This is a genomic window from Petrimonas sulfuriphila (genome assembly GCA_038561985.1).
GTDB lineage: Bacteria > Bacteroidota > Bacteroidia > Bacteroidales > Dysgonomonadaceae > Petrimonas > Petrimonas sulfuriphila.
Map to the genome: position 1 here is coordinate 3,808,045 of CP073276.1, position 25,224 is coordinate 3,833,268.

Annotated in this window: 21 protein-coding genes and 1 tRNA gene; 15 read left to right on the plus strand and 7 right to left on the minus strand. The window is 45.0% G+C overall.

Annotation, left to right across the window (positions count from 1 at the left end):
- The first annotated feature begins 81 nt into the window (after window positions 1-81).
- From KCV26_16160 to gap, 6 genes are all read left to right on the plus strand, one after another.
- Window positions 82-1,437, plus strand: coding sequence for a TolC family protein (locus KCV26_16160; protein ID WZX36793.1), 1,356 nt, complete (start codon window positions 82-84; stop codon window positions 1,435-1,437).
- A 34-nt stretch (window positions 1,438-1,471) separates the two neighbouring features.
- Window positions 1,472-2,551: an efflux RND transporter periplasmic adaptor subunit gene (locus KCV26_16165; protein ID WZX36794.1), complete on the plus strand. Its 1,080-nt coding sequence runs from the start codon at window positions 1,472-1,474 to the stop codon at window positions 2,549-2,551.
- Complete coding sequence (locus KCV26_16170; GenBank protein WZX36795.1) at window positions 2,548-5,643, plus strand: efflux RND transporter permease subunit; 3,096 nt, start codon at window positions 2,548-2,550, stop codon at window positions 5,641-5,643. The genes KCV26_16165 and KCV26_16170 overlap by 4 nt, the downstream gene beginning before the upstream one ends.
- Window positions 5,644-5,868: 225 nt before the next feature.
- Window positions 5,869-6,765 (plus strand): LysR family transcriptional regulator, encoded by an 897-nt coding sequence (locus KCV26_16175; GenBank protein WZX36796.1) that lies wholly within the window; start codon window positions 5,869-5,871, stop codon window positions 6,763-6,765.
- A gap of 73 nt (window positions 6,766-6,838) precedes the next feature.
- Window positions 6,839-7,750: a putative sulfate exporter family transporter gene (locus KCV26_16180; protein ID WZX36797.1), complete on the plus strand. Its 912-nt coding sequence runs from the start codon at window positions 6,839-6,841 to the stop codon at window positions 7,748-7,750.
- A 195-nt stretch (window positions 7,751-7,945) separates the two neighbouring features.
- Window positions 7,946-8,950, plus strand: a complete 1,005-nt coding sequence (gene gap / locus KCV26_16185) for a type I glyceraldehyde-3-phosphate dehydrogenase (GenBank protein WZX36798.1) — start codon at window positions 7,946-7,948, stop codon at window positions 8,948-8,950.
- Window positions 8,951-9,079: 129 nt separating this feature from the next.
- On the opposite strand, the gene KCV26_16190 is transcribed toward gap, so the two are convergent.
- Window positions 9,080-9,247 carry a 4Fe-4S binding protein gene (locus KCV26_16190; GenBank protein ID WZX36799.1) on the minus strand — a complete coding sequence of 56 codons (168 nt, stop codon included), beginning with the start codon at window positions 9,245-9,247 and terminating at the stop codon, window positions 9,080-9,082.
- Window positions 9,248-9,536: 289 nt separating this feature from the next.
- On the opposite strand from KCV26_16190, the gene KCV26_16195 reads away from it, so the two are divergent.
- Window positions 9,537-10,241, plus strand: a complete 705-nt coding sequence (locus KCV26_16195) for a PorT family protein (GenBank protein ID WZX36800.1) — start codon at window positions 9,537-9,539, stop codon at window positions 10,239-10,241.
- On the opposite strand, the gene KCV26_16200 is transcribed toward KCV26_16195, so the two are convergent.
- Genes KCV26_16200 through mtaB form a run of 3 tightly spaced genes read right to left on the minus strand, consistent with a single transcriptional unit; the run spans window position 10,228 to window position 13,495 of the window.
- Window positions 10,228-11,265, minus strand: coding sequence for a glycosyltransferase family 2 protein (locus tag KCV26_16200; GenBank protein ID WZX36801.1), 1,038 nt, complete (start codon window positions 11,263-11,265; stop codon window positions 10,228-10,230). The genes KCV26_16195 and KCV26_16200 overlap by 14 nt on opposite strands.
- On the minus strand, window positions 11,262-12,164 hold the full coding sequence (locus tag KCV26_16205) for a lysophospholipid acyltransferase family protein (GenBank protein ID WZX36802.1): 903 nt from the start codon (window positions 12,162-12,164) through the stop codon (window positions 11,262-11,264). The genes KCV26_16200 and KCV26_16205 overlap by 4 nt, the downstream gene beginning before the upstream one ends.
- Window positions 12,165-12,175: 11 nt before the next feature.
- Window positions 12,176-13,495, minus strand: a complete 1,320-nt coding sequence (mtaB, locus tag KCV26_16210; protein WZX36803.1) for a tRNA (N(6)-L-threonylcarbamoyladenosine(37)-C(2))-methylthiotransferase MtaB — start codon at window positions 13,493-13,495, stop codon at window positions 12,176-12,178.
- Window positions 13,496-13,716: 221 nt separating this feature from the next.
- Between mtaB and KCV26_16215 the strand changes: the two genes are divergently transcribed.
- From KCV26_16215 to KCV26_16250, 8 genes are all read left to right on the plus strand, one after another.
- Window positions 13,717-15,363, plus strand: a complete 1,647-nt coding sequence (locus KCV26_16215) for an AMP-binding protein (protein ID WZX36804.1) — start codon at window positions 13,717-13,719, stop codon at window positions 15,361-15,363.
- A 239-nt stretch (window positions 15,364-15,602) separates the two neighbouring features.
- Complete coding sequence (locus KCV26_16220; GenBank protein WZX36805.1) at window positions 15,603-15,830, plus strand: hypothetical protein; 228 nt, start codon at window positions 15,603-15,605, stop codon at window positions 15,828-15,830.
- A 114-nt stretch (window positions 15,831-15,944) separates the two neighbouring features.
- Complete coding sequence (locus tag KCV26_16225; GenBank protein WZX36806.1) at window positions 15,945-17,744, plus strand: alpha-L-fucosidase; 1,800 nt, start codon at window positions 15,945-15,947, stop codon at window positions 17,742-17,744.
- A gap of 6 nt (window positions 17,745-17,750) precedes the next feature.
- A complete protein-coding gene (locus KCV26_16230; GenBank protein WZX36807.1) occupies window positions 17,751-18,365 on the plus strand; it encodes a DUF3256 family protein in 615 nt (204 codons plus the stop codon).
- A gap of 5 nt (window positions 18,366-18,370) precedes the next feature.
- Window positions 18,371-18,442: transfer RNA gene (locus KCV26_16235), tRNA-Arg, on the plus strand.
- A 523-nt stretch (window positions 18,443-18,965) separates the two neighbouring features.
- Window positions 18,966-20,042 carry a hypothetical protein gene (locus tag KCV26_16240; GenBank protein ID WZX36808.1) on the plus strand — a complete coding sequence of 359 codons (1,077 nt, stop codon included), beginning with the start codon at window positions 18,966-18,968 and terminating at the stop codon, window positions 20,040-20,042.
- Between the two features lie 4 nt (window positions 20,043-20,046).
- Complete coding sequence (locus KCV26_16245; GenBank protein ID WZX36809.1) at window positions 20,047-20,262, plus strand: hypothetical protein; 216 nt, start codon at window positions 20,047-20,049, stop codon at window positions 20,260-20,262.
- A 522-nt stretch (window positions 20,263-20,784) separates the two neighbouring features.
- Entirely contained in the window at window positions 20,785-22,647 is a 1,863-nt protein-coding gene (locus tag KCV26_16250; GenBank protein ID WZX36810.1) for a DEAD/DEAH box helicase family protein, read from the plus strand.
- A 115-nt stretch (window positions 22,648-22,762) separates the two neighbouring features.
- On the opposite strand, the gene istB is transcribed toward KCV26_16250, so the two are convergent.
- The 3 genes from istB to KCV26_16265 are packed head-to-tail and all read right to left on the minus strand — an operon-like array spanning window position 22,763 to window position 24,664.
- Complete coding sequence (istB, locus tag KCV26_16255; GenBank protein WZX36811.1) at window positions 22,763-23,515, minus strand: IS21-like element helper ATPase IstB; 753 nt, start codon at window positions 23,513-23,515, stop codon at window positions 22,763-22,765.
- Window positions 23,512-24,102: a hypothetical protein gene (locus KCV26_16260; protein ID WZX36812.1), complete on the minus strand. Its 591-nt coding sequence runs from the start codon at window positions 24,100-24,102 to the stop codon at window positions 23,512-23,514. The genes istB and KCV26_16260 overlap by 4 nt, the downstream gene beginning before the upstream one ends.
- Window positions 24,103-24,118: 16 nt before the next feature.
- Window positions 24,119-24,664, minus strand: a complete 546-nt coding sequence (locus KCV26_16265) for a transposase (GenBank protein ID WZX36813.1) — start codon at window positions 24,662-24,664, stop codon at window positions 24,119-24,121.
- Between the last annotated feature and the right edge of the window lie 560 nt (window positions 24,665-25,224).

The window sequence follows — 25,224 nt, forward strand, 5'->3', positions numbered from 1 at the left end:
TTAATTCAAAACATGCCGACTGGTCGGTTTTAATTTGGGCATAAACATACCGAACAGTCGGTTTTACATCCAAGGAAAGAAATGACAACAAGAACAGCCATCGTTACCGCACTGCTCTGCTTGTTGATTCAGCAGATGCCGGCGCAGGAAAAAGTCATATCATTGTCCCTAAAACAATCCTGCCGGCTGGGGATAGAACGGCATGCGGATGTCTTGAATGCTACCCTGCAACAACAGAAAGCCGGTTACATCGTGCAGGGAAAGGAAAGTAAACGATATCCTCAACTGGAGGGTTACAGTCGATTTGGATATAACTATGCGATACCGAAGCTGATCATTCCCGGTGAGATCTTCGGGCAGACAGGGTTGATGGCAGTGGAGATAGGTACCCGTTTCGAGTGGACGAGTGGTTTTAGGGCGACACAGCTGCTGTACAACCAAAGCTACCATACATCGCTACAGTTGGCCCGAAGCATGGAATTGGTGGAAGAGCTGAACCAGCGGCAGAAAGAAGAAGAGGTCATCTATCAGATCTCACAGCTCTATTATCTGTGTCAGGCCACCCACCGGCAGATTGGGCAGCTGGAACTGGCTCTTCAGAATATGGAACAGCTACGCGCAATAGCAAAACAACAGTATGAGAACGGGATCATCCGGAAGGTAGACCAAGCAAGAATTTCGGTCAATCTGAACAACCTGCAGACAGAGGCCGATCATCTGCAGCAGCTTTACATGCAGCAGCTTGGCATGCTGAGATACCTGACAGGCTTACCTGCCGATACGAAACTGATCCTCACCGATACCTTGTCGTTATCGCCCACTCCCATGCTGCCTGGTGCGGCGGATAGGACACGCAGGGTGGAATTGCAGTTACTGGACAAAAAGATCGAAATGACCAAACTGACACAAAAGATGAACCGACAGGCTTATTTGCCCACGCTCTCGGGATTCGGCGAGTTCTATTATCAGGGACAACGCAATACGTTCGACTTTTTCCGGGGGGGTGACGATAAGTTCTACAAGGTCGGTGTGGTAGGCATCAGCCTTCATATACCGCTATTTGACGGTTGGGAGAAAAAGGCGAAGACCAAACAATATGACCTAGAGCTGAGACAACTGAAAAACAGCCAGGAGCAGGCTGCGGCCTATTATTCGAAGGAATTTACCGATGCTGCCCGGCTCTACGAAAGCAGCTACAAAGCCATTGTCCGGCAAAGAGAGAACATCAGGGTGGCTGAGGAGACCTATGCGGTGAGTGTGCAGGGATATCGTCAGCAGCTGGTACCGTTGTCCGACCTGCTCCTGTCGGAAAACAGTCTCACGGAAGCACGTCTCTCCTATTACAACGCGCTGTTGCAGCTGAAAAATGCGGAACTGGTATTAATGAAAGCGAAAGGAACGCTCGAATTATTGCTGATAGATCAATCACCCCGATAACATGACAAGTGGGATAAAAAAACAACTGAATCATATGAAAACACTAAAATCAATCGCAACAGTCACAACAATGATTTTCGCGTTAATCATCACGGCAATCATCCTTGTTGCCAACAGAAAAAAAATGAACGATGAACTGGCCGCCTTCCAACAGTTCAATCCGGTTGTGCCGGTTGAAGTTATCTCCCCCTTGTTGCAGGCGGTATCACGAACATATGTCGGTAATGGTGTGCTACAATCGGGTGCTGAAGTGACCATTCTCTCCGAAACATCGGGAAAGGTTTTGTCTGTCCATGGAAATATTGGCGAACGGGTACGACGGGGCCAGACCCTGGTAACGGTGGAAAAGGAGGTCTCCGAAAGTCTGTCGCGGCTGGCGAAGATGAATCTGGAAAATGCAGAAAAAGACCTGTCACGCTACAACAACCTGGCTGGTGGTGAGGCGGTGACCCCACAGCAACTGGAAGCGGCCAGGCTGAAGTACCAGGATGCATTGACTCAATTTACGGTAGCGAAGAAACAGCTGGAAAACACCACGATCCGGGCGACCGTCAGCGGGGTGATTTCAAAACGGATGATCGAAAAAGGATCCTTCCTGATACCCTCCCTACCGCTGTTTACCCTGTCGGAACAGGAACAGCTGATCTTCCTCATGCATATTCCCGAACAGGAGGTGATGAAGCTTCACTCCGGCCAGGAAACACGTATTTCTATTGACGCTATGCCCGGGGAAGTCTTCACGGGTATCGTGCGGGGCATCAGCAAAACTCCCGACCTGGCGGGACGATATGCAACGGAGGTGTTGCTGCGTAATACCGACGGCAGGCTACTGGCGGGGATGAGTGGCAGGGGCTCATTCAGGTATGACTCAGAGGACGAGGCCCTCGTGATTCCCCGCAAATGTATTTATGGCAGCATCAAGGAAGGAAAAATTTTTATTGTCAGCGGCGATACAGTGATGCAGCGGCGGGTTAACGCCCTACCGTTGAATGAAAACGAGGTCATCGTCATAGCAGGGATCCGAGAAACAGACAGGATTGTTGTTTCCGGACAGATCAACCTGGAAGAGGGCAGTAAGGTGAGCATCATCAACGCCAAAAAAACAAGAAAATGAACCTATCAGAATTATCGGTCAGGCGCCCTACCCTGGTGGTGGTCGTCTTTGCCATGCTCACGTTTCTGGGTATCATGAGCTATCGGTCGCTGAAATATGAGCTGATACCCGATTTCAGTTCTCCTGTCTTCACGGTGACGACGGTTTACCCGGGTGCAGGTCCTCTGGAAGTGGAAAACAGTGTCTCCAGGCAGATCGAAGAAGCGCTCTCCGGCCTGAACAACATCGATGTGATCCGGTCCGTTTCTCTGGAAGGAGCCTCCATGGTCATTGTCACGCTGAAGATTGATGCCAGGATAGATCCTATTGTCAATGAGGCCGTACGCAGAATCCAGGCTATCCGCGGTCTGTTGCCGCCACAGGCAATGGATCCGGTCATCAGGAAGTTCTCGGTAAACGAGTTACCGGTGATGACGTTGAGTGTGCAAGCCAACTTGTCGCCTACGGCATTGTACGATGAGCTGAACTATCGGATCAGTCCGGCTTTTGCCAGGATAGAAGGGGTAGCAGAGGTGAACTTTCTGGGAGCTACGGAGCGGGAGATTCAGGTCAATATTGATCACGACAAGCTGGCTGCCCACAACCTGTCGGTGTTACAGGTGGTCAATACCATACAGTTGTCCAACCACGATTATCCTGTGGGCAGGATCTCCAATGATCACACCCAGACCATGCTGCGCTTATCCTCCACCTTCATGCATATCACCGATATGGCAGCGCTTATCATCACCCGTCATCCCGACGGATCACTGGTGAAGCTGGAGGACCTCGCAGAAATCATCGACACGGAGAAGGATGCCGCTTCGCTTTACCGCGTGAACGGGAAGCCGGCGGTAGGGATTGAGATAACCAAACAGGAGGGGGCCAACACCGTTGCGGTCTGTAATGCGATCAAAGAGGAGATCGCATCCATTGAAAAAAGCTATACTTCGTCGCAGATGCAGTTCACCGTACCTCATGACGGGTCACAGATGATCATTGATGCGGCCGATTCGGTGAGTCTCGATTTGTTGATGGCAGTGATCCTGGTGACGGTAATCATGTTTTTCTTCCTGCATAGTGCCCGCAATGCGGTGATTGTGATGGTGGCCGTACCTCTCTCCATTGTCTCCACTTTTGTGGGGATCAGCCTTTTCGGCTATTCCCTCAACCTGATGACACTGCTGGCACTCTCGCTGGTGATCGGGACGCTGGTAGACGATGCCATCGTGGTGCTTGAGAACATTTACCGACACCTGGAGATGGGCAAAAACCGGATGCAGGCAACGGTGGACGGTATACGCGAAATAGGCCTGAGTGTAGTCTCCATCACCCTGGTACTGGTTGTCGTCTTCCTCCCGGTCGCAATGTCCGACAGCGTTATCTCACCCATCATCGCCCCTTTTGCCATCGTGATCACCCTGTCGGTCCTGATCAGTCTGCTGGTGGCATTTACTGTTGTACCCCTGCTGACCTCCCGTTTTTCGAAACTTGCATCCTTCGACGGGAAAGGATGGTGGGGTACCCTGATCCGTGGTTTCGAATGGGTGCTCACACAATTGTCCGACGCTATTCAATCGCTGTTGCAATGGTCGTTACGGCATCAATGGACAACCATGGCTCTGGCAACCACCCTGTTCATCGGATCCCTCCTGTTGTTGTCAGGAGGGTTTATCGGCAGTGAATTCCTGAACATAGGCGATACGGGTGAATGTATCGTCAGGGTGGAGTATCCGAAAAACTACACCCTCGCACAGAACAACCTGATGACAAGAAAAATAGAAGAATTTATCAGCCGTAAGCCGGAGGTAACCGCCATCTATTCTACCGTTGGAGGTGGGTCGGGATTTATGGCGGTCCAGAGCGGCGATGATCAGTCGGAGATCAATATCAAGCTGGTAGAGAAAACAAAGAGAGATATCTCCTCCAATTTATTTGTAAAAAGGCTCGAACGAGAACTGAATGAGACTTTCACCGACGTGAAGGTAGAATCGGCAGTGATGAACCTCGTAGGCAGCGTAGACGATGCACCGCTGCAGGTGGTCTTTCAGTCGGCTGACACCGATACGCTGCTGGCTTTTGCTGAAAAGATGAAAAGACAGATAGCGGGGATCCCCGGCACGAGCAATGTCAGGCTGACGGTAGAGAGCGGTCATCCCGAAGTGGTGATCAGGACGGACAAGGAGAAAATGGCGCATCTCGGACTCACCCCCTCCGTGGTAGGTTCCACACTTTATACCTCTTTCAGCGGCAACAGTGATCATAAGTTCAGGAGCGGTGATTTCGAATATGCTATCAATGTGCGTCTGGATGCCTTCAACCGCCGGTCAGTGAGCGATGTGGAAAACCTGACTTTTATCAGTCAAACCGGTCAGGCAGTCAAACTGCGGCAGTTTGCCACGGTCACGGAAGAAGCGGGGACATCGAAAAGAGAACGCTATGGACGTATATCCTCCGTCGTACTCGAATCGCAGGTGCTGGGCCGGACGGTAGGTGAAGTGGGCAATGACATTTTCCGTCTTCTCGAGGAAACGGAACTACCCGACAGGGTCACCTGGCTCCCCGAGGGTGAACTCAAATACCAGGCAGAGGCGTTTGGCTCACTGGGTGAGGCGTTACTGATAGCGATCGTGCTGGCATACCTGATCATGGTTGCCCTGTATCAGAGCTATCTGCATCCTTTTGTCGTGTTGTTTTCCATACCGTTCTCCATCATCGGCGCCCTGCTGGCGCTGGCGTTGACGGGACAGGCACTCAGCCTGTTCAGCCTGCTGGGTATCATCATGCTGGTAGGGCTGGTATTGAAGAATGCCATCTTGGTGGTGGATTTCACCAACCAGCTGCGCGGTGAGGGAAAGGATATCCATGCAGCCTTGACGCTGGCTGTCAGGCTCCGGTTCCGTCCGATCGCCATGACAGCCCTTTCCACTGTGGTGGGGATGTTGCCCATCGCCCTGTCGCATGGCACGGGCAGCGAGTGGAAAAGCGGCATGGGATGGGTCATCATCGGTGGCATGACCAGCTCGATGCTGCTCTCGTTGATCGTGCTACCCGTCGTATACAGCCTGGCGGAACAGGTAAAACAATTTACGAAGAGATGCATAAAAAAATAAGCTCTCTACCGACAAACCGACATGATGGGTTAATGAAAGCTATAGGATCGGGCAAGAATTCACCGGGTGTACTTATTAGTGATGACATTTATGGAGACTTTGTTTCACATCATCAGTGTCACCAGTCTTTTCTATGACTAAAAAAAGCCGTTTCCGTATGTTCGTTTAAAATTGTAATTTTACACGGTTTAAAATTCTGATTGCAGGAAGCGTTGGAATAACAGAATGGAACGAATGGATTACAGGGACACCGTTTTTATTTCAGTGGTAGAAAACCTCAGTTTCTCGAAAGCAGCCGATGAGCTAAACATCAGTCAGCCTGCGGTAACAAGGCACATCAAAGAGTTGGAAGAGAGGTATCACACCAACCTTTTCGAACGTAAAGGCAACAAGATTTACCTGACGCGGGCAGGAGAGAAAGTATACCACACGTTTAAGCTGATCGACCGGCAGTACCGTGAGCTCGATTTTGAGGTAGGGGAACTGCAAAACACCGTTGCCGGCGAGTTCAGAATAGGTGCGAGCTCGACCATCGCACAATATGTGATACCCAAAGTGATCGCATCGTTTCATAAGCGGTATCCAACGATTAAAATCCATTTAATGAACGGAAATTCGTTTGAAATGGAGAAACAGTTGATGGAGAACAGCGTGGACATAGCGCTTGTAGAAAACACCTCATCCCAATCGGATATCCGGTATAAAAAGTTTCTCGACGATGAACTGATCGTGGTCACCGGCTCCGGAAGTGTTTATGCTAAACGGGAAACCATCACCCAAGACGAGCTGTCGCGACTCCCGATGGTGTTAAGGGAACAGGGTTCCGGCACACTGGAAGTCATAAAAGAGGCCTTTTCCCGGCACGGGATAGATAGTGAACACTTCCATACACCCATCCACCTGGGCAGCACGGAATCCATAAAAAATTTCCTGCTCGATTTCGATGGCGTGGCTATTGTATCGGAAAAAGCGGTCTCCGGCGAACTGCAACTGAAAACCCTTGTAAAATTAAAGGTTTCCGGATTTTCCATTCCTCGCCAATTCCGCATAGCCTACAAGCTGGGACATAAAAGCCGCCAGGTTGAACTGTTTGAAAATTTCCTCCTTAATTATAACATATAGTTATACATTATAAGAATAAAGCATTTGCTTATATTATACAACGATACTACTTTTGTCGCCTTAAAGTATCGGAATGAATAATAAAAGTTGGCTTTATTGGGTGGTTATCTGTTTTTGTTTTCTACCTTTTGTTTCACCGGCGGTTGCACTCTGCATAGGCATTGTTTTTTCTTTTTTGGGAATCAGGCACGATTCCATTCACCGGTATACCTCAAGGGTTCTACAGGTATCGATTGTTCTCCTGGGCTTCGGGATGGGACTGGAAGAAGTGATCACTGCGTCAAAAAGTGGCTTCGTACAGACGCTCATCTCAGTATCCCTGGTGATGACCGGCGGGATTGTCCTTGGCAGGCTCTTGAGGGTTGAAAAAAACACAACACTGCTGATTGCCGCGGGGACGGCAATTTGCGGAGGAAGTGCCATTGCGGCTGTGGCACCCATCATCAAAAGTGAGAATTATCAAAATTCGTTTGCCCTGATCGTGGTGTTTGTTCTGAACGCCGTAGCCCTGCTGCTCTTTCCCCTTATCGGGCAACGGCTCGGGTTGAGCCAGGAAGTTTTTGGCAACTGGGCAGCCATCGCCATACACGATACCAGCTCGGTAGTGGGAGCAGGAGCCATCTACGGAGAGAAGGCACTGCAGGTGGCCACTACGGTGAAACTGATACGTGCCTTATGGATTATCCCGCTCTCCATCGTGCTGGCTTTTTTCAGCAAAAACGGCGACAAGCGTTCAATCAAATTCCCCTGGTTTATCCTGCTCTTTGCGGCAGCCATATTCTTTGCTAACATTTTTCCTGCTTTTGAGTCCAGCTATGCCCATTTCAGCTGGCTGGGAAGAAGGGCAATGGTTGTCGCACTGTTTCTCATCGGTTCCAACATCACCCTCCATCAAATCAAACAGTCGGGAACCCGGTGTTTTCTGTTGGGCGTTACATTATGGGTGGTAACGGCAGCCTTCTCACTTTTTCTGTTAACGCGGTAATCAGGCTTCTTGACTACAAGCAACGGTTACTCACCGGAAGTAACGCATCAGTTTATTTCGACGGTCTCAAAATCAAAAAATTACAGTTTTTTGATACAAATAATTTCGTTAAAATAAAAACATTTCGTATTTTTGCAACTTGATTAGAAAGATAGTATTTAGGAACATTCTTAACAAATAAAAATTCAAAAAATTATGATTAAAGTAGGTATCAACGGATTCGGACGTATCGGACGTTTGGTTTTCCGGGCAGCTCAAACAAGAGATGACATTCAGGTGGTAGGAATCAACGATTTGCTTGATGTAAATTACATCGCATATATGTTGAAATACGATACTATTCACGGCCAGTTCACCGGAACGATTGATGTGAAAGACGGCCATTTGGTGGTAAACGGAAAAACCATCCGCGTAACAGCTGAAAAAAACCCGGCTGATTTGAAATGGGGAGAAGTTGGTGCGGATTACGTTGTTGAATCTACCGGTTTATTCCTTTCTAAAGACAAAGCTCAGGGCCATATTGATGCAGGTGCAAAATATGTGGTTATGTCGGCTCCTTCTAAAGACGACACACGCATGTATGTATGTGGCGTTAACGAAAACACCTACACCAAAGGTGAGCAGTTTGTGTCAAACGCTTCATGTACGACCAACTGTCTGGCTCCTATCACTAAAGTACTGAACGACAAATTCGGCGTTCTCGAAGGTTTGATGACTACCGTTCACTCTACAACAGCCACTCAAAAGACTGTTGACGGCCCATCCGCTAAAGACTGGAGAGGCGGCCGCGCAGCATCGGGCAATATCATCCCATCTTCCACAGGAGCAGCCAAAGCAGTAGGAAAAGTTATTCCCGAACTGAACGGAAAACTGACCGGTATGAGCATGCGCGTTCCTACCCTGAACGTTTCTGTAGTTGACCTGACTGTACGTCTGGCAAAAGAAACATCTTACGCAGAAATCTGCGCTGCTATGAAAGAAGCTTCAGAAGGTGAATTAAAAGGCATCCTCGGTTACACTAGTGACGACGTGGTTTCTTCCGATTTTATCGGTGATGCACGCACGTCAATCTTTGACGAAAAAGCAGGTATCCAACTAAGCCCGACTTTCGTTAAAGTAATCAGCTGGTATGACAACGAGTGGGGTTACTCAAACAAAGTACTCGACCTGGTTGCACATATGGCAAAAGTAAACGGATAATCGTTTATTAACACATACGCAAAAAGCGCTACCCGAAAAGGTGGTGCTTTTTTTGTTGCCGTTTCACAAAAAAAAGAAAGGCCGGCCGGAGTATTCCGATCAGCCTTTTTACCTCTTTTCCGGTATATGTTAAGCCGGATGAATTGCTTCTGTAGGGCAAACTTCTGCACAAGTACCGCAATCGGTACAAACATCGGGATCAATCACGTAGATATCACCTTCAGAGATTGCCTCAACCGGGCATTCATCTATACAGGTTCCACAAGCAATACAATCTTCATTAATTACGTAAGCCATAATAAATAATTTGTTAGTTAATGTTGTGTGATTATTTTATTTCCATAAAACTCTGCACAAAGATACATAGTTTTTTAAAAACAAGAAACTTTGTTTTGCACTTAGTTTGGGACAAATATTTGTTCTTTTTATGGTTCAAATCAGAAAAACAAGCTATCTAGCTGATTATCTATATCTTTATCGTTACTAACGAGGTGCTATTTTTACGATTTCTAAATAAGATACAATCCCGGGGAGATTTTTTTCATTCCGTTTATAATAACCTTGCTTTAAAATCGTTTAAATTGTAATGAGAAAGATATTCCTTCTGGTTATTGTGCTTTCGGCCTTGTCTGACCCAACATACGGGCAACAACAGAAACTGCAGAACCGGCCATACGCCGACCATAAGATCTTTCACCTGGGATTTACGATAGGGGTGCATACGCAAGACCTGATGCTGACACAATCGGGACACACGGATGAAAACGGCGAGGTATGGTTTTCAGAAATCCCGTCCTATTCACCGGGATTTAGCGTGGGAATCATTACCGATTTGTACCTGAACCGTTTTATGAACCTGCGGGCAATCCCCACATTGCATCTGGGAAGCAAGAATCTTGTATTTAAGGAACAGGCTTCGGGCGAAACGTTTAAAACAGGCTTAAGGAACAATTATGTTACCCTGCCCCTGCAGGTGAAACTGGTGTCCACCCGCATTAACAATTACCGACCTTACCTTGTGGCGGGAACCTACGGCAGTATCGAGCTGGCCTCGCGAAAAAATCAACCAATCTTACTGAAACCCTACGATTACGGAGTTGAAATCGGTATAGGTTGCGATTTTTATTTGCCTTACTTCAACCTTTGCCCCGAGCTCAAATTCTGTTTCGGACTGAACGACATGCTCGAAAAGGACCGATCCGACCTGACCGACAAGGAATTGATAAAATATCCGCTTTCACTGGCCAGAGCCACGCAACGGATGATCGTACTGAGTTTTAATTTTGAGTGACAGGAGTGAGTGGTAAGTCGCTATACGTTTTTTTTCTCTTCACGTAATAATTCCACAAGATACTGCCTTTGAACTTTGTAGGAATATCGGTAACCAATCTTCGTTTTAAATTTTCGCGGCGATCGTGCCGGAAACCGGGCATCATCCTGAAGAAGTCCCTGTGTGCTTCAATAACCGATTTAGCATTGTCGAACTTTCCCATAGATAATAAATGCAAAAAAGCCAACGCATCTAAAATCAACCGGACGGTAAAAACAACAAGCAGGCTCCTTATGCGGGCATTCTTGTACAACATCAACAAGTTGTTCCGGAAATTAAGGTAGGTTTTTCTCGGGTTCTCTTTCTCCAGCGATGCAGCACCCACATGATAAACCACCGATTGCGGCAGGCATTCGATTCTTTTTCCACGCGCATTCAGCCGCCAGCAAAGATCGATCTCTTCCATGTGCGCGAAAAACCGCGCATCGAGGCCACCTGCTTCGAAATAATCTTTCCGGCGGATACACAGGCAGGCTCCGGTGGCCCAAAACACCGGGATTACCGTATCGTACTGGCCCCTATCCTGCTCCACGTTGTCGAGGATCCTTCCCCGGCAAAAAGGATAACCGAACCTGTCCAGAAAACCGCCGCAAGCGCCGGCATATTCAAACCCGGTCTTGTTTCTTTGTGCCAGGATCTTGGGTTGGAGGGCAGAGACACCGGGGTGCTCATCCAGGTAGCTGATCATGGTTGAAAGCCAGTTTTCGGTAGTTTCTACGTCGGAATTCAGCAATACCACGTATTCCGCGTCAACCTGCCGCAATGCCTTGTTATACCCTTCCGCAAAGCCGTAATTCTTATCGAGGACAATGAGTGGCACCTGCGGGAAACGGGTGTTTAGAAAATCAACCGAATCGTCGGAAGAGCCATTGTCGGCAACCACCACTTCGGTTTGGTGATCCAACGTGTGTTGCAACACCACCGGCAGGAACCGCTCCAGTAATTTGCGTCCGTTCCAGTTCAATATCACTACCGATGTCTTCATGCTTCTTGCTTTTTCGACCGGGACCATTTATTATGCGACCATAAATAATATGCCGGATCGTTCAATATCGTTTCTTCCAGTTTCCGGGTATATTTCTCCGTTACAGTAAATTCTTCCTCGGCGCTTGCATCTGCCGTGATTACCGAAAAATTCCCCACATAATGCCCTCGTTCCACCTTTTTGATGTCGAGGTAAACCACTGCCAACCCTAGTTGGCGGGCAATTCGTTCCATACCGGTCTGCAACAACGTATCCTGATTTAAAAATGTAGCCCAGTATTCGTTGTTGTGTTTTCGCGGCCGTTGATCCGTTAAAAATCCGATAACCATCGCCTGACCCTCATTTCTCTTGCGAATGATGGTTCGGTAGGCCGTCTTCATCTCAATGGATAGAGGATTGAACCGGGAGCGGATCTTCAGAAAAAGCTCATCAAAAGCTTTTGACTTCAGGGTCTTGTACACCTGTCCCGGCTCTACTCCGGGCAACAGATACAACGCTATTGAGGGCACCCACTCCCAATTTCCGTAATGCCCCAAGCTTAACAGGCAGGTATTCCCGTCTTTGGTGAGCCGGTTGACAATCTCAGGGTTCTTAAAAACCATGCGCTTGCGAATTTCTTTTTCGGAGATACGCAAGGTTTTTACAGTTTCCACAAAGTAATCACACAGGTGTCGGTAAAATTTCTTCTCGATCTGCAGTATCTCTTCCTCTTTCTTTCGAGGAAAGGAACGCAGAAGGTTTTTTCGGACAATCTTTCTCCGGTAACCGACCAGATAATACACCACTATATAGAGAACATCGGAAAGGATATACAATACCCGGAACGGAAGCATTGCCATAAGGTACGTTGCGCCGTAGAGTGGGTAAAACCCGATTCCTTTTCTGTTTTTCCCGGTCATCCTTTTGCGAATTATTCTCCAAAAACAGCCTCCATAGCCATTTCGTCTTCGTTATACTCTCCTATTTTCACACCGGTTATCTTATTTACGAGCAACGGGTTATAATCCGCATACAACCTCACGTAATTCTCAGTGAATCCGTGCATCCTATTTCCGTGTCGCGTGTGTTCGAAAAGCACTTTTCTGAAACCGTCCTTTTGTGATTCGTAGAAACTACGCAACTTACGGTCGGAGATGTCGTGCAGTTCCTTGCTCCGGTTGTGTTTGGTGCGCGGGTCTACGACGTGCCCAATTTCCAGGGCCTGCGTTCCGGAACGTTCGGAATAAGTAAAGACGTGCAGCTGTGAGAAGTCGATCGACTCAATAAAATCCCGGCCTTCCTCGAAATACGCGTCCGTTTCACCGCGAAGCCCCACAATCACATCCACACCGATGAACGCGTGCGGCATGGCAGATTTTATTCTTTCCACCTTGCGACGGAACAATGCCGTGTCGTATTTTCTCTTCATCAGTTTCAAAACGGCATCGCTGCCAGCTTGCAGCGGAGTGTGGAAATGGGGTGCGAACCGTTTTGAGCCCGCCACAAAATCGATGATCTCATCCGTCAGCAGGTTGGGTTCGATGGATGAGATGCGAAACCGTTCGATGCCTTCCACTTCATCCAAGGCTTTTATCAAATCGAAAAATGTTTCGCCGGTAGTATGCCCGAAGTCCCCGATATTAACACCGGTAAGCACGATCTCCTTTCCTCCCTGTACCACCACATCCTGTGCCTGTTTAACCAGATCGGCAATGGAGCCGTTGCGGCTCCTTCCCCTAGCGTAAGGGATGGTGCAAAATGAACAGAAGTAATCACATCCGTCCTGTACCTTCAGGAAATACCGCGTGCGGTCGTCGGCAGAGCAAGAGGGAACAAAAGTCCTGATTCTATGCGTTTTAGACGTAACAACTTCTCCCTTGTCTTTTTTCTTCAAATCATCCAGATAACGGATAACATCCAGCTTCTGTTCCGACCCCAACACCAAATCCACACCGTCGATGGAGGCAACTTCATCGGGTTTGAGCTGGGCGTAACAACCGGTAACCACTACAAATGCGCCGGGATGGCTTTGAATCATTCTCCGAATGGCCTGACGCCCTTTCTTGTCGGCCAGTTCCGTAACGGAACAGGTATTTATGACACAAATATCAGCCTTCTGCCCTTTCCGGGCACGCAATACTCCGGCATGAAGCAATTGCTTGCCGATAGCAGACGTTTCCGCAAAATTCAGTTTGCAACCCAATGTATAATATGCAGCCGTTTTATTTTCAAAAACAGTTTGATCGATCATGAATAGAAATGTTTAAGTTTCGCTCGTGTTTATTGCCAATGTACAACTTTAAACGATTTATCTGTTATCGTAACACACGCGAATATTGAATATTTATATAAAAAGCCTCGTTTCCAAACCGCAAAAATACAAAATTTGCCTCAATTTAGCGGTAGTATTTCTTTGTCAATCTATAAATTCGTATTATTTTTGCACACAACTTAAATATTTGTGCAAAAATAATGATACAACAGAACTTCATAAAGATTTACGAAGAAAGTTTTAAGACGAACTGGGAATTACCTGCGCTGTCCAACTACAAAGACCAGGAGACTTTATCCTACGGCCAATTGGCTGAAAAAATTGCACGGATACATATCCTGTTTACAGAGCTTGGAATAGAAGAAGGGGATAAAGTGGCGTTGATCGGGAAGAACCACACCAGCTGGTCGGTTATCTTTCTGGCTACTTTCACTTATGGAGCTGTCATCGTACCTATTTTGCACGAATTCAATCCCGAGAGCATGGAGCATATCATTGCTCACAGTGAATCGAAATGTATCTTTATTAACGAAAATATTTGGGAGAACCTGGACAAAGGCAATATTAAGCTTCCTGTTTTTTCGCTTCCATCATTTAACTTGCTTCAAAGCGAAAATAAAAAAACAAGAAATCTTACCGGCAAAATAGATGCTCTTTTTGCAAAAAAATACCCCGCCGGGTTTCACCCGGAAGATGTTGTTTATGCTGACGTGGACAACGATGATGTTATCTGTCTGAACTACACATCGGGAACCACCGGGTTTAGCAAAGGGGTCATGCTCACTGCGAATAATTTTGCCGGGAACATCACCTATGCACATACCCTTGAGCTGCTTTTCCCAGGTGAAAGGGATTTGGCGTTCCTGCCAATGGCTCATGCTTACGGGTGCGCATTCGATTTTCTATATGCCCTTTCTACAGGTGTTCACGTTACGCTCCTTGATATTATTCCTTCGCCGCAAAATCTTATTAAGGCGTTTCAGGAAATCAAGCCGAACATCATTATTACTGTTCCACTTATTTTCGAAAAAATATACAAAAAGAGGATTCTTCCGATTGTCGACAAGCCCATCATGAAAACACTGCTCCAAATCCCGGGAATAAACAACATGATCTACAGCAAAATAAGAAAATCGCTCATCGATTCCCTGGGTGGAAATTTCAGGGAGGTAATCATTGGCGGAGCAGCTTTGGGAAAGGATATTGAAGCGTTTTTCTACAAAATAAAATTTCCCTTTACCGTAGGTTACGGAATGACAGAATGTGCCCCACTGATCTCTTACGACCACCACTATGAATTTGTTCCCACCTCCTGCGGTTCTGTTCTGGCGGGCATCATGGAAGCGAGAATTGATTCTCCCGATCCGGAAAATGTACCGGGAGAGATTCAGGTTCGTGGAGAAAATGTGATGAAGGGTTACTACAAAAACCCGGAAGCCACAAAAGCCGCATTCACCAAAGACGGATGGCTGAAAACGGGCGATTCCGGCATTATGAGAGGCAGAAGGCTCTTTATTAAAGGGCGCATCAAAACCATGATCCTCGGGCCAAGCGGACAGAACATCTATCCGGAAGAGATTGAGGCGAAGTTAAACAACCTCCCGTATGTAGCAGAAAGCCTCGTCGTTGAAAGAGAAAACAAACTGGCGGCGTTGGTTTATCCCGACTTTGCCGCCTTGGAAGCGAGCGGCCTTACTGCCGGTCAACTGCCGCAGATCATGGATGATAACAAAGGTGTTTTAAACAAACAGGTGGCCAATTACGAGAGGATCAGCTCTCTGATAATAGTTGAAAAAGAGTTTGAGAAAACTCCGAAAAAAAGCATTAAACGGTTTTTATATAACTGAGAAACTGTTGCTTCCAAAAAGCCTGCTGTTACGTGAAAACCGCATCTGGAAAGGACTGTTCACGCCACGCAGGAAAAAGGACTGGAGCCTCATAACCATTGAACAAAACCGACCGACGATTTTTAATATTATTTAACTATACTTTTTTCGATAAACATGTTATATAACATAAAAACAATATAACTTTGCACAGTTTTTTTAAAACCAAGTATTATTGATCGTTTAAAATTATTGAAAAAATGAAAAAAGTATTATTATTTGTAGCTTTGGTAGCTACCCTTGGATTTGCCTCTTGCACAAACAAACAAGCTGAAGCTGAAAAAGCCAGATTAGACAGCCTTGCTGAAGTGGCTAGATTAGATAGCATCGCCGCTGTAGAACAAGCTAAAGCTGACAGCATCGCTGCTGCCGCTGCCGCTGCTGCTGCCGACACTTTGGTTGAAGCTGCCGCTGCTGCCGTTAAGTAAGAAGGAGTTCGAAAAAATCACCTGAAGCCATCCTGAGCGGGATGGCTTTTTTATTTGCAGTTCTCTCAAAACAGCTTAACTTTGTGGATATTTCAAAAAACGGATTATACAGATATGAAAAAAACAGTTTTTGTCGCTTTACTTATTTTCGCCGTGTTTTCCTCGTGCGTTTCTAAAGACAAAAAGTACTTCGTAAAAGAACTGGCTTTCCCCGAAAATATTACACCCGAACAGAAAATAAAACTGGCGGCCCACCTCACTCCAACCGACCAGCAATACGAGTGGCAACAGCTGGAACTGACAGCATTCATTCACTTCGGGATGAACACTTTTACTGGCCGTGAATGGGGTGAAGGAAAAGAAGATCCGGTTCTTTTTAACCCGACAGATTTTAACGCGGAACAGTGGGTTGTTTCCCTTCAGGAAGCCGGATTCAAGATGATTATTCTCACGGCCAAACATCACGACGGGTTCTGTCTCTGGCCCACGGCAACCACCAGGCACTCCGTACGGTCATCGCTGTGGAGAGACGGGAACGGCGATGTTGTCCGCGAAGTAAAGAATGCCTGTGACAAGTACGGAATGAAGTTCGGGGTTTATCTCTCACCGTGGGACAGAAACGCCGAAAGTTACGGTGATTCCCCACGATACAATGCGATGTTTGTGGAACAGTTGAAAGAATTACTGAACAATTATGGTGAAGTTCACGAAGTCTGGTTCGACGGTGCTAACGGCGAAGGCCCGAACGGAAAACGCCAGGTTTACGATTGGACGCGTTTTTACCAGGTGATAGACAGTCTTCAGCCCAAAGCAGTGAAAGCCATTATGGGCAACGATGTCCGTTGGGTTGGAAATGAATCGGGGCTGGGACGCGAAACGGAGTGGAGCGTAACCCCTCTGAACCCGGACATTAACGAGGCCGTTGTCGCAGAAAACAACCGGCTGGACATCAACCCCATGTCCAAGGATTTAGGTAGCCGCAACCTTATTGGCGAAGCTAAAAAACTCTATTGGTACCCTTCGGAAGTGGATGTTTCCATTCGTCCGGGATGGTTTTATCATCCTGAGCAGGACCACCAGGTGAAGACGCTGCAGCAGCTGGTCGATATCTATTATCAATCGGTTGGGATGAATTCGGTCCTCCTGCTGAATATTCCTCCCGACAAACGCGGCTTACTGCACGAAGCGGATGTGGCTAGGCTGAAAGAATTTGGCGCATACATCAGGAGTACTTTTGAAAACAACAGGATAAATACCGGAAACACTGCCTGGACCGCCAACAACGGAGAATTCAGGGAATTTACCGTAACCGGCGACACCGTCAACACCGTGATGTTGCAGGAAGACATTAAAAAAGGTCAACGCGTGGAGGTGTTTAAAGTGGAAGGATTTATTCACAATGAATGGAAAAAACTGGCAGAAGGGACTACCATCGGATACAAGCGATTGCTTAAATTTGATGATTGCGCTCCTTCCAGGATCCGGGTAACCGTCACCGAGACCCGCGAAAAAGCTCATATCCTTGCCGTAGGTGCTTATCGCGCCCCTCAGATTTCAGAAACATCCGGCGAATTGAAGCTGAGCGACGTGTCCAAAGAAAAATGGACCGTCAAAAGCCACAGCCCGTTGATTGTGGATATGGGCGAGGTTGTTTCCGTTAAAGGCTTCACCTACAAACCCATCAGTGAAAAAGAAGCGGTCTTCAACTATGCTTTCAGCATGAGCGACGATGGAAAGACATGGACCGGATTGAAAAAAGGTGAGTTCAGCAACATCAAAAACAATCCTATTCCACAATTTGTAAGGTTCGATAATGACCTGAAGGCAAGGTTTTTCCGGTTCGAAACCATTATCGGGACAGAAGGTGGAAAACCAGGTGTATCCATTGATCAAATAGGTATTCTCACTCAATAACATCCAATGAAAAAAATAGTTACCGTATTATTTATTTTTATCGCCGCCTCTGCATTTCCGCAGAAAATAGACGATGTTTTTAAAACAATGCCCAACTCCATCTTACCGGGATTATCGGACGGCAACAGGACCATGCTTCTGGTGGATACCGGAAAAACGGTCATCCCCTACTCCCTTGGGGAAATAGAGAAACTGGCTTATGCACCGGATTTTTTAAAAATAAAAACTTCCGGAATTGGCTCAACGCAACTGAAACTATTACCGCTGATCAACGACACCCAGATTATTTGCGTCATTAGAACCGTTTGTGGAAAAGCATGCGACAGCAACATCCGGTTTTACTCTACCGATTGGAAAGAATTGGAAGCAAAAACGCTTTTATCGCATATTTCTGCAGCATCTTTTTTCGATTCATCAAAAAAAGATTCCGAAAATTATAAATTTGCACTATCTTTGCCGGATATTTATCCCGTTTCGGCTGAATTTGAAAACGGCTCAAACGCGTTAACACTGAAACTCGATCTGGAGGGATACCTTTCTGATGAGCAACTAGCAGAGGTTAAGCCGTTTATAAAAAGTGAAACAATCACGCTGAACTGGAACAATATTTCTTTCAGGTAATTTCTGCACCCGTAGTTCAATGGATAGAATATCGGATTCCGGTTCCGACGATGCGAGTTCGAATCTCGCCGGGTGTACAACAGTTATTGATAATCAATTAATTAGGAAAACGTCGGACTAAATGTCGGACGTTTTTTTGTTAAGCCTTAGCTTTTTCCTGAATTTTCTCTGAAATGAAAACTCTTAATATCTTCATTTCGTAAAGTTACTTTGATTGTCTTTTTTTGACTAAATTATTGAAGAAAAAAGAATATCCTAATTGGTTTGTTTAAGATAATATTTTGCTAACTTTGACTTTTTAACTTAAATAGATTAATCAATAATTAAGAGTCAGGTTTTTCCAATCATGACAATGAGGAAAAATAAAGCCTGGTGGTAGAATATCAAATAATTCATGCACGCTAATACACTAATGCCGTTGAGTAACGCAAGTTTCCACAGCTGTAATCGAATTTTAATATCTTTCGTAAACATCCCCGATTATGAAGGGATATACGAATGTTATAAATCGAGTATTTACGAAAGTTGTTTATTTATTGCGTAAACAACACGTTAGGCAAAATTTAAGAAACCCTAATAACACAGATAATTCAAAGCAAGATGAGTAAAAACAAAAAACCAAATAAGAGACATATTCCCATGATTCCACAGAACAAACCACAACCACATCCTGTCCAAATGCCACCAATTTCATCGACGATGCTTGATAAAATGGTAGATGGTAGAGAGTTTGAAAGACTATTGAAATACCAATATCATAACTTGAATGTTATTGGAGAATTACAGAAAAGTATACAAGAAATTAAAGCAATAAGAAAAAGACCTGTTGTTTGCTATGTTGCAAATGTTGTCAAACCAACAAGTTCCTCAATATCAATAGATGATTCTGATGATTTGCCATTCAACGAAATGATTGCATCGTTACCTCCAGACGCTAAAGACATTGATATTGTTTTGGTAACTCCAGGTGGTTTTGCTCATCAAGTTGCAAAGTTTGTTAATAAACTTAGGCCAAGATTTGATAATGTTGGATTTATATTGCTTAATAAATCAATGAGTGCAGGTACTATCTTTATAACATCTGGAGATGAAATTATAATGATTAATCAGTCACAAATTGGCCCCGTTGACCCGCAGGTTAGAACTAGAAATGGTGAATTTGTGCCAGCACAATCAATTTTGACTCTTATTGATGAAATAAAAGTTCGAGGTGAGGAACTTTTAAAAAAAGGACAGAAACCAGCATGGACTGATTTGCAAATATTAAATGGAATTGACCCAAAGGAAATAGGGAATGCAATGAATGCAAGTAACTATTCTATACAAATGGTTGAAGAATACTTGTATAATTATAAATTTAAAAATTGGACAGTTCATTCAGATGGTGTAACACAAGTTTCAGATGGAGAAAGAAAAGCAAGAGCTACCGAGATTGCAAAAATGCTTTGTGACCATGGAAAGTGGAAGAATCATGGTCATGCAATAACAAGAGAAGCTGCGTGGGATGTATGTAAATTAAAAATTACACACGCAGAGAATATTGCAGGATTAGATAAAGCAATGAGAAGAATGTGGGCATTATATTATTGGCTTTTTGAAAACTTACCATTAACAAAGGTGTTTATATCAGAGAATTATTGTATTATGCGTAACGATAACAATGGAGTAAAAAAATAATATTATGGAAACAAAAGAGACTCTATTAAAAAACTTAGGATTTTCTAATGAATTCCTGAAAGAATTAGGAAACAATCCTTACGAGAGCAATTTTGAGAATTCTGACAAAATTTATACATGTTTTGATACTTTGGATACAAGTGAATTAGACTTGACTTCACTTATAATTGAGAAAACAGAAGAACCTTTAAATTTAAGTTTTATATGTGTGACTGAATAAAAAACTTTGCCTAACATCGTATATAAAACATTTGGCAGTCAGTGGGTTATCGAGCGTTTCAGCCCGTATCAAAAGTACTTGTAACTTGACAGATAAGTGCTTCGAAATGCCAAACGTTTCATATACGTAACCGTTAGCTGCAAGCGTATTACGACACGACACAACAGAAAATGACCGTTAAACAGAGAAGAAAAAGTAAACCATTTTGACAGGTGACAGACAACATAAAGACCATACTTCAACAGGACATTTGAGCCGACACTCAAGCCGACCCAATGTTTTTTATTTTTTTTCCACCGCATATTTTTTAAAACCATTTTTGAAGGACAGCCACCGCACAGCAAGCACATTTGCATTTTTGCCAACGCACAAGCCGACCCCAAAAATGCAAAAGAGCTTGCTCTTGCCTACGCACCCAAGCCCACCCACCACCCTGACACAATACGAGTGGATTTCAAGAGAAAAACGGGTAGACAACGATATTAAATTTTAACTTTGACAATTGGAAAATTGAAGTAATAAATGACGACAAAAACAGAAACAAAACAGTTTCAATATGAAATACAAAGCTATCAGGAGGACTGTGTTACAAACATTACCAGTCTTTTTGAAAGCCTTCGCCAAAAAGTGAATTTTGGTGAGGTGCTGACAGCACACCACAAAAAGAATAAATATAACTTTCCGGTTCAAGACACTAAAAATATTGACATTATGATGGAAACGGGAACGGGGAAAACGTTCACGTTTATCAAAACGATTTTTGAACTGAGTAAGAATTTTGGCTACAAAAAATTTATCATTCTTATCCCTACTGTTCCTATTCGCGAGGGAACAAAAACAAACCTAGAGGATACCAAAGATTATTTTAAAAGCTTATACGCCAACGAAAAAGAAAAGGAAATTGAAACCTTTGTTTACGAAGGTGGAAATATTTCAGCCGTTAGACAATTTATTGGCACTTCGCATTTATCGGTTTTGGTAATGACACCAAGTTCATTCAGCCACAAAGACAATATCTTAAACCGACCATTAGAAAAAGACATTAACACGCCTGAATTATTTGTAAACAATCAAGAACCGCCAAAGTCATATTTGGAATGTTTGAAACGACTAAATCCAATCGTGATAATGGACGAACCTCACCGCTTTGAGGGAAACGCTTTTAAAACATATTTTGAAGGTTTTGAAAATTACTTTTTGCGTTTTGGTGCTACATTCCCAAAAAAGAAAGATAGTTTGCCTTTATCCAATGTAGCGTATGTGTTAGACAGCATTTCTTCGTTCCGACAAAGTTTGGTAAAGAAAATTGTGGTTTATACGCAAGACGTAGTTGAGAACACAGACACACTCATTGGCATTGAAAAAGTTGGAACAGTTAATAAAGCCTTTGTAAGCACTTTAACCAATGGAATTATTGCAAGACGGGAATTAGGCGTTGGGGCAGTTTTCAACGGTAAAAGCATAAAGAAAATAAACAAAGACACCATTGTTTTAGCGGACGACACCATTGAAAAAGTTGATTATTCTTTGTCGGACGAATCATTGCGGGCAATGATTAAAGAAACAATCAAAATTCATTTTGAGAAAGAAAAAGGTTTGTTTGAGCAAGGCGTAAAAGCACTCACTTTGTTTTTTATGGAAGCCGACACCAGTTTATTTCGTGGCGACAATCCAAAAATCAAAACCTTTTTTGAAGAAGAATACAAAAAGCAATACACCGAAATTGTAAGCAAACTTGACCAATCAAGCGACTATTATAAATTCTTGCAAAACGATTTTGACAGCGAAAATACTTTACAAGTTCACAAAGGATATTTTTCAGGCGACAAAGGAAACGCAGACGAAAAAGTAAAAGCAGGAGTTGACGAAATTCTGAAAGACAAAAAGAAATTGCTTTCGTTTGAAAGTCCTACCCGTTTCATTTTCTCCATTTGGGCATTGCAGGAAGGTTGGGACAATCCGAACGTGTTCACCATTTGCAAACTTTCCAATCAGGGAAGCGAAATATCAAAATTGCAACAGATTGGAAGAGGTTTACGCATTTGCGTAAATCAAAACTTACAGCGGAACACACTTAAAAATCTGAATGACGACCAAGAAACATTTTGGAAAATCAACAACCTTGATGTAGTTGTATCAAGCAAAGAACACGGCTTTGTTGAGGCAATTCAAAATGAAATTTTAAGCAACTCATTCTTGATTTCTGAAACATTCACAGAACAAGAACTCATTAAAACACTCAAAGAAAAATCAGGTTTTGACGATGATACAATTGTTACTTTGGTTGATGATGTGCTGAAGGACAAGAAAATGATTGTTCGCAAGGCAATTGTTGACGGACAAAAGATTTACGAAAAATCGCCTGAATTTTCAGCTTGTAATTAGCAAATTTACAATGTACAAAAAATGGCAATGTTGAGTGTACAACTTTTGGCAATATCCAATGTACAGGTTTAACATTACATTAACTATCTCTTTTTTATTGTATTCAACTGTTTTTTTATTCTTTCTCAAGGAAAGTTTTCCGGTTGTCCATACGGTAACCGTTTCCCTCGAACCTGATCACCTCGCAACGATATAGCAGTCGATCCAGGATGGCTGTGGCTAACACTTCATCATCCAGTGTCTCCGCCCACTGGCTGGGTGACTTGTTAGTGGTGATGATGATCGAGCACTGCTCATGCAGGTGATTGATCAGATTGAACAGAGCCACCGCTTCACTCTTTTGCACCGGGAACATCATGATGTCATCTATGGCAATCAGGTGTGCCTTGGTGTATCGCTTGTAGGTGCTCATTGCCGATGAGATGATTTCTTTCCTGTTGAGCACGCCTATCAGGTCAGCCATGGTGGTAAAATAGGCCCTATAACCTTTCTTGATGGCATCATTGACCAGTCCCCCGGCCAGGTATGTTTTGCCCGTACCGCTTGGACCCATCAGCACCAGGTTGTATAGCTGATCGACCCAGAGCAGCTCCCTGAGCTGTGTCATCTGCCTTATGCCGATGCTGCTCGAGGCCTTGTAATCGTACTCGTCAAGCTCGTGTGCACGTGGCAGACGGGCCAGTTTAGTCCTGCGCCGGTAATCATTCAGCTGTCGCTGCTCCAGCTCTTTTACAAGCATGTTCTCCAGGAAGTCCGCGTATCCCGGTGTATCTATGCTCGCCTGGTGAAGCATCGGCTGCAAGTTTTTGCTCAGGTATCCCAAACGAAGTATGCCGGCATATTGCTTCATGTTTTCTATCTGCTTCATAGCTCCATGATTTGATCGTACCGGTTTATCTTGCTTCTCTCGGGGATGTATGCATCCGTGTCATACTGACTTGTTTGAACACCGTCATGCAACACGCTTACAACAGGCAAGGGCTTCTTCTCCCGGCGTTTTAACTCCCGGTAATGTGATGCGGCTTCTTTCAGGTAAAGGGCGTTGTGGAGCCCATTGTCGAGGCAGTAATCAAGTGCGCTGCCAACGATCTCCTCACCATATTCGCCCATCACCTCCCTTATCATTTTCAGATTGTCTCTCAGATAACGGGGCTTATACTTGTGTATCTCCTCTATGAACAGGTACAAAGTGTTGTTGCCCTTCCAGATCGATAGGACTTCCTGCTTGAAGACCTCGAGCCTGGAGTTCCGATCCCGTCGATAAGTTGTGCTGCCGATTACCTTGCCTTTTTCAAGACTGACGGGGTGCTCGGCCAGAAGGATGCCTTGCCGGTTGGAAAGCGAAAGGGTGCCATCCTTGACCTTGAGTAATACCTCCGGTCCCTTCCCGTTATAGGTGCCATATGGGACCCTGTAGAAGTTCCCCTTGTAACTGATTGTGTTATCTTTTCTCACCGTGTAGGTGGGAATCTCATCCCGGGGGATTGCCGGTGAGGGGCGAAAAAAAGGAGAGATGCTCCTTTTCAATCAACCACACGTCATGGGGCAGGCGCTTCGTCGTGGCATGTTTGGTGCCGTTCGCCTTGCGCTCCAACCAGCTCAGGGCTTCCTCGTTGAGGCGATCTATATCGTGAAAGGTACGCGCGCGAAGAAAGTTGTTTTTCACGTATCCTACCACGTTCTCGACCCGGCCTTTGCTCTGGGGATCGGCCTTGCGGCAGAACTCAACGCTGATACCGCGTTCATCCCTGTAGCGACGAAAATCATCAGCCAGGAGATAATCGCCAAGGTTCTCACTTTTCAGAAACACCGAGTCCTGATCATAGAGAAGCTTCCCGGGGATACCCTCTATATACTTGAAGGCCTGCTCGTGAGCCTGGACGGCTGTTTTCCCGGTGAAGGGAGTTGTTTGGAAAAACACATATTTGTAGCGACTGCGTGACAGGACAAGGGCAAAAAAAATAAACCCTGCGCCTACTGCCGTCCAAACGTCGCATCTGTGCTGTACCGAAGTCAACCTGCGCCTGGCTGCCATATGCAAACTCTTCCAGGGCTTCCGTCTGGCGGATCTTCTCCGGTACAGGGATCTTCTCCTGACGCCGCACGTGCTGGACAAAGTTGTATACAGTCTTGCTGTTCACCTTCGGCAAGTCGGCGTATTTCTCCTTCAGCCGGTCTTCTATCACTGCCGCCGGCAAACCATTGTCTATACTCAATAAGGAAAGAACGTCCGGGTAATATGGCGACAGAACAAGTTCGTATACACGTTGTTTCATTGAAAACTCATGAAACTCTTCTTCACTCATCTTCTTGTACCTGGAAACAGTTCTGCGATCAACACCCAACTTTTTTGCAATTTTACTGTCCGAATTGCCCGGATTACTGGAAAGTTCTTTAACTTCGTACCACATACGTACCTTTCTAAGGTCATGTATCTGAGTCTTCATAGTGTTTGTATTTTTTGTGAATTACAAATATATGAAGACTCTTCTTTAACCCTTTTTATGTACATTGCATATTGCCAATTTCTGTACATTCAATCTTGCCGAAAATTGTACATGCGAAGTTACTGATTAC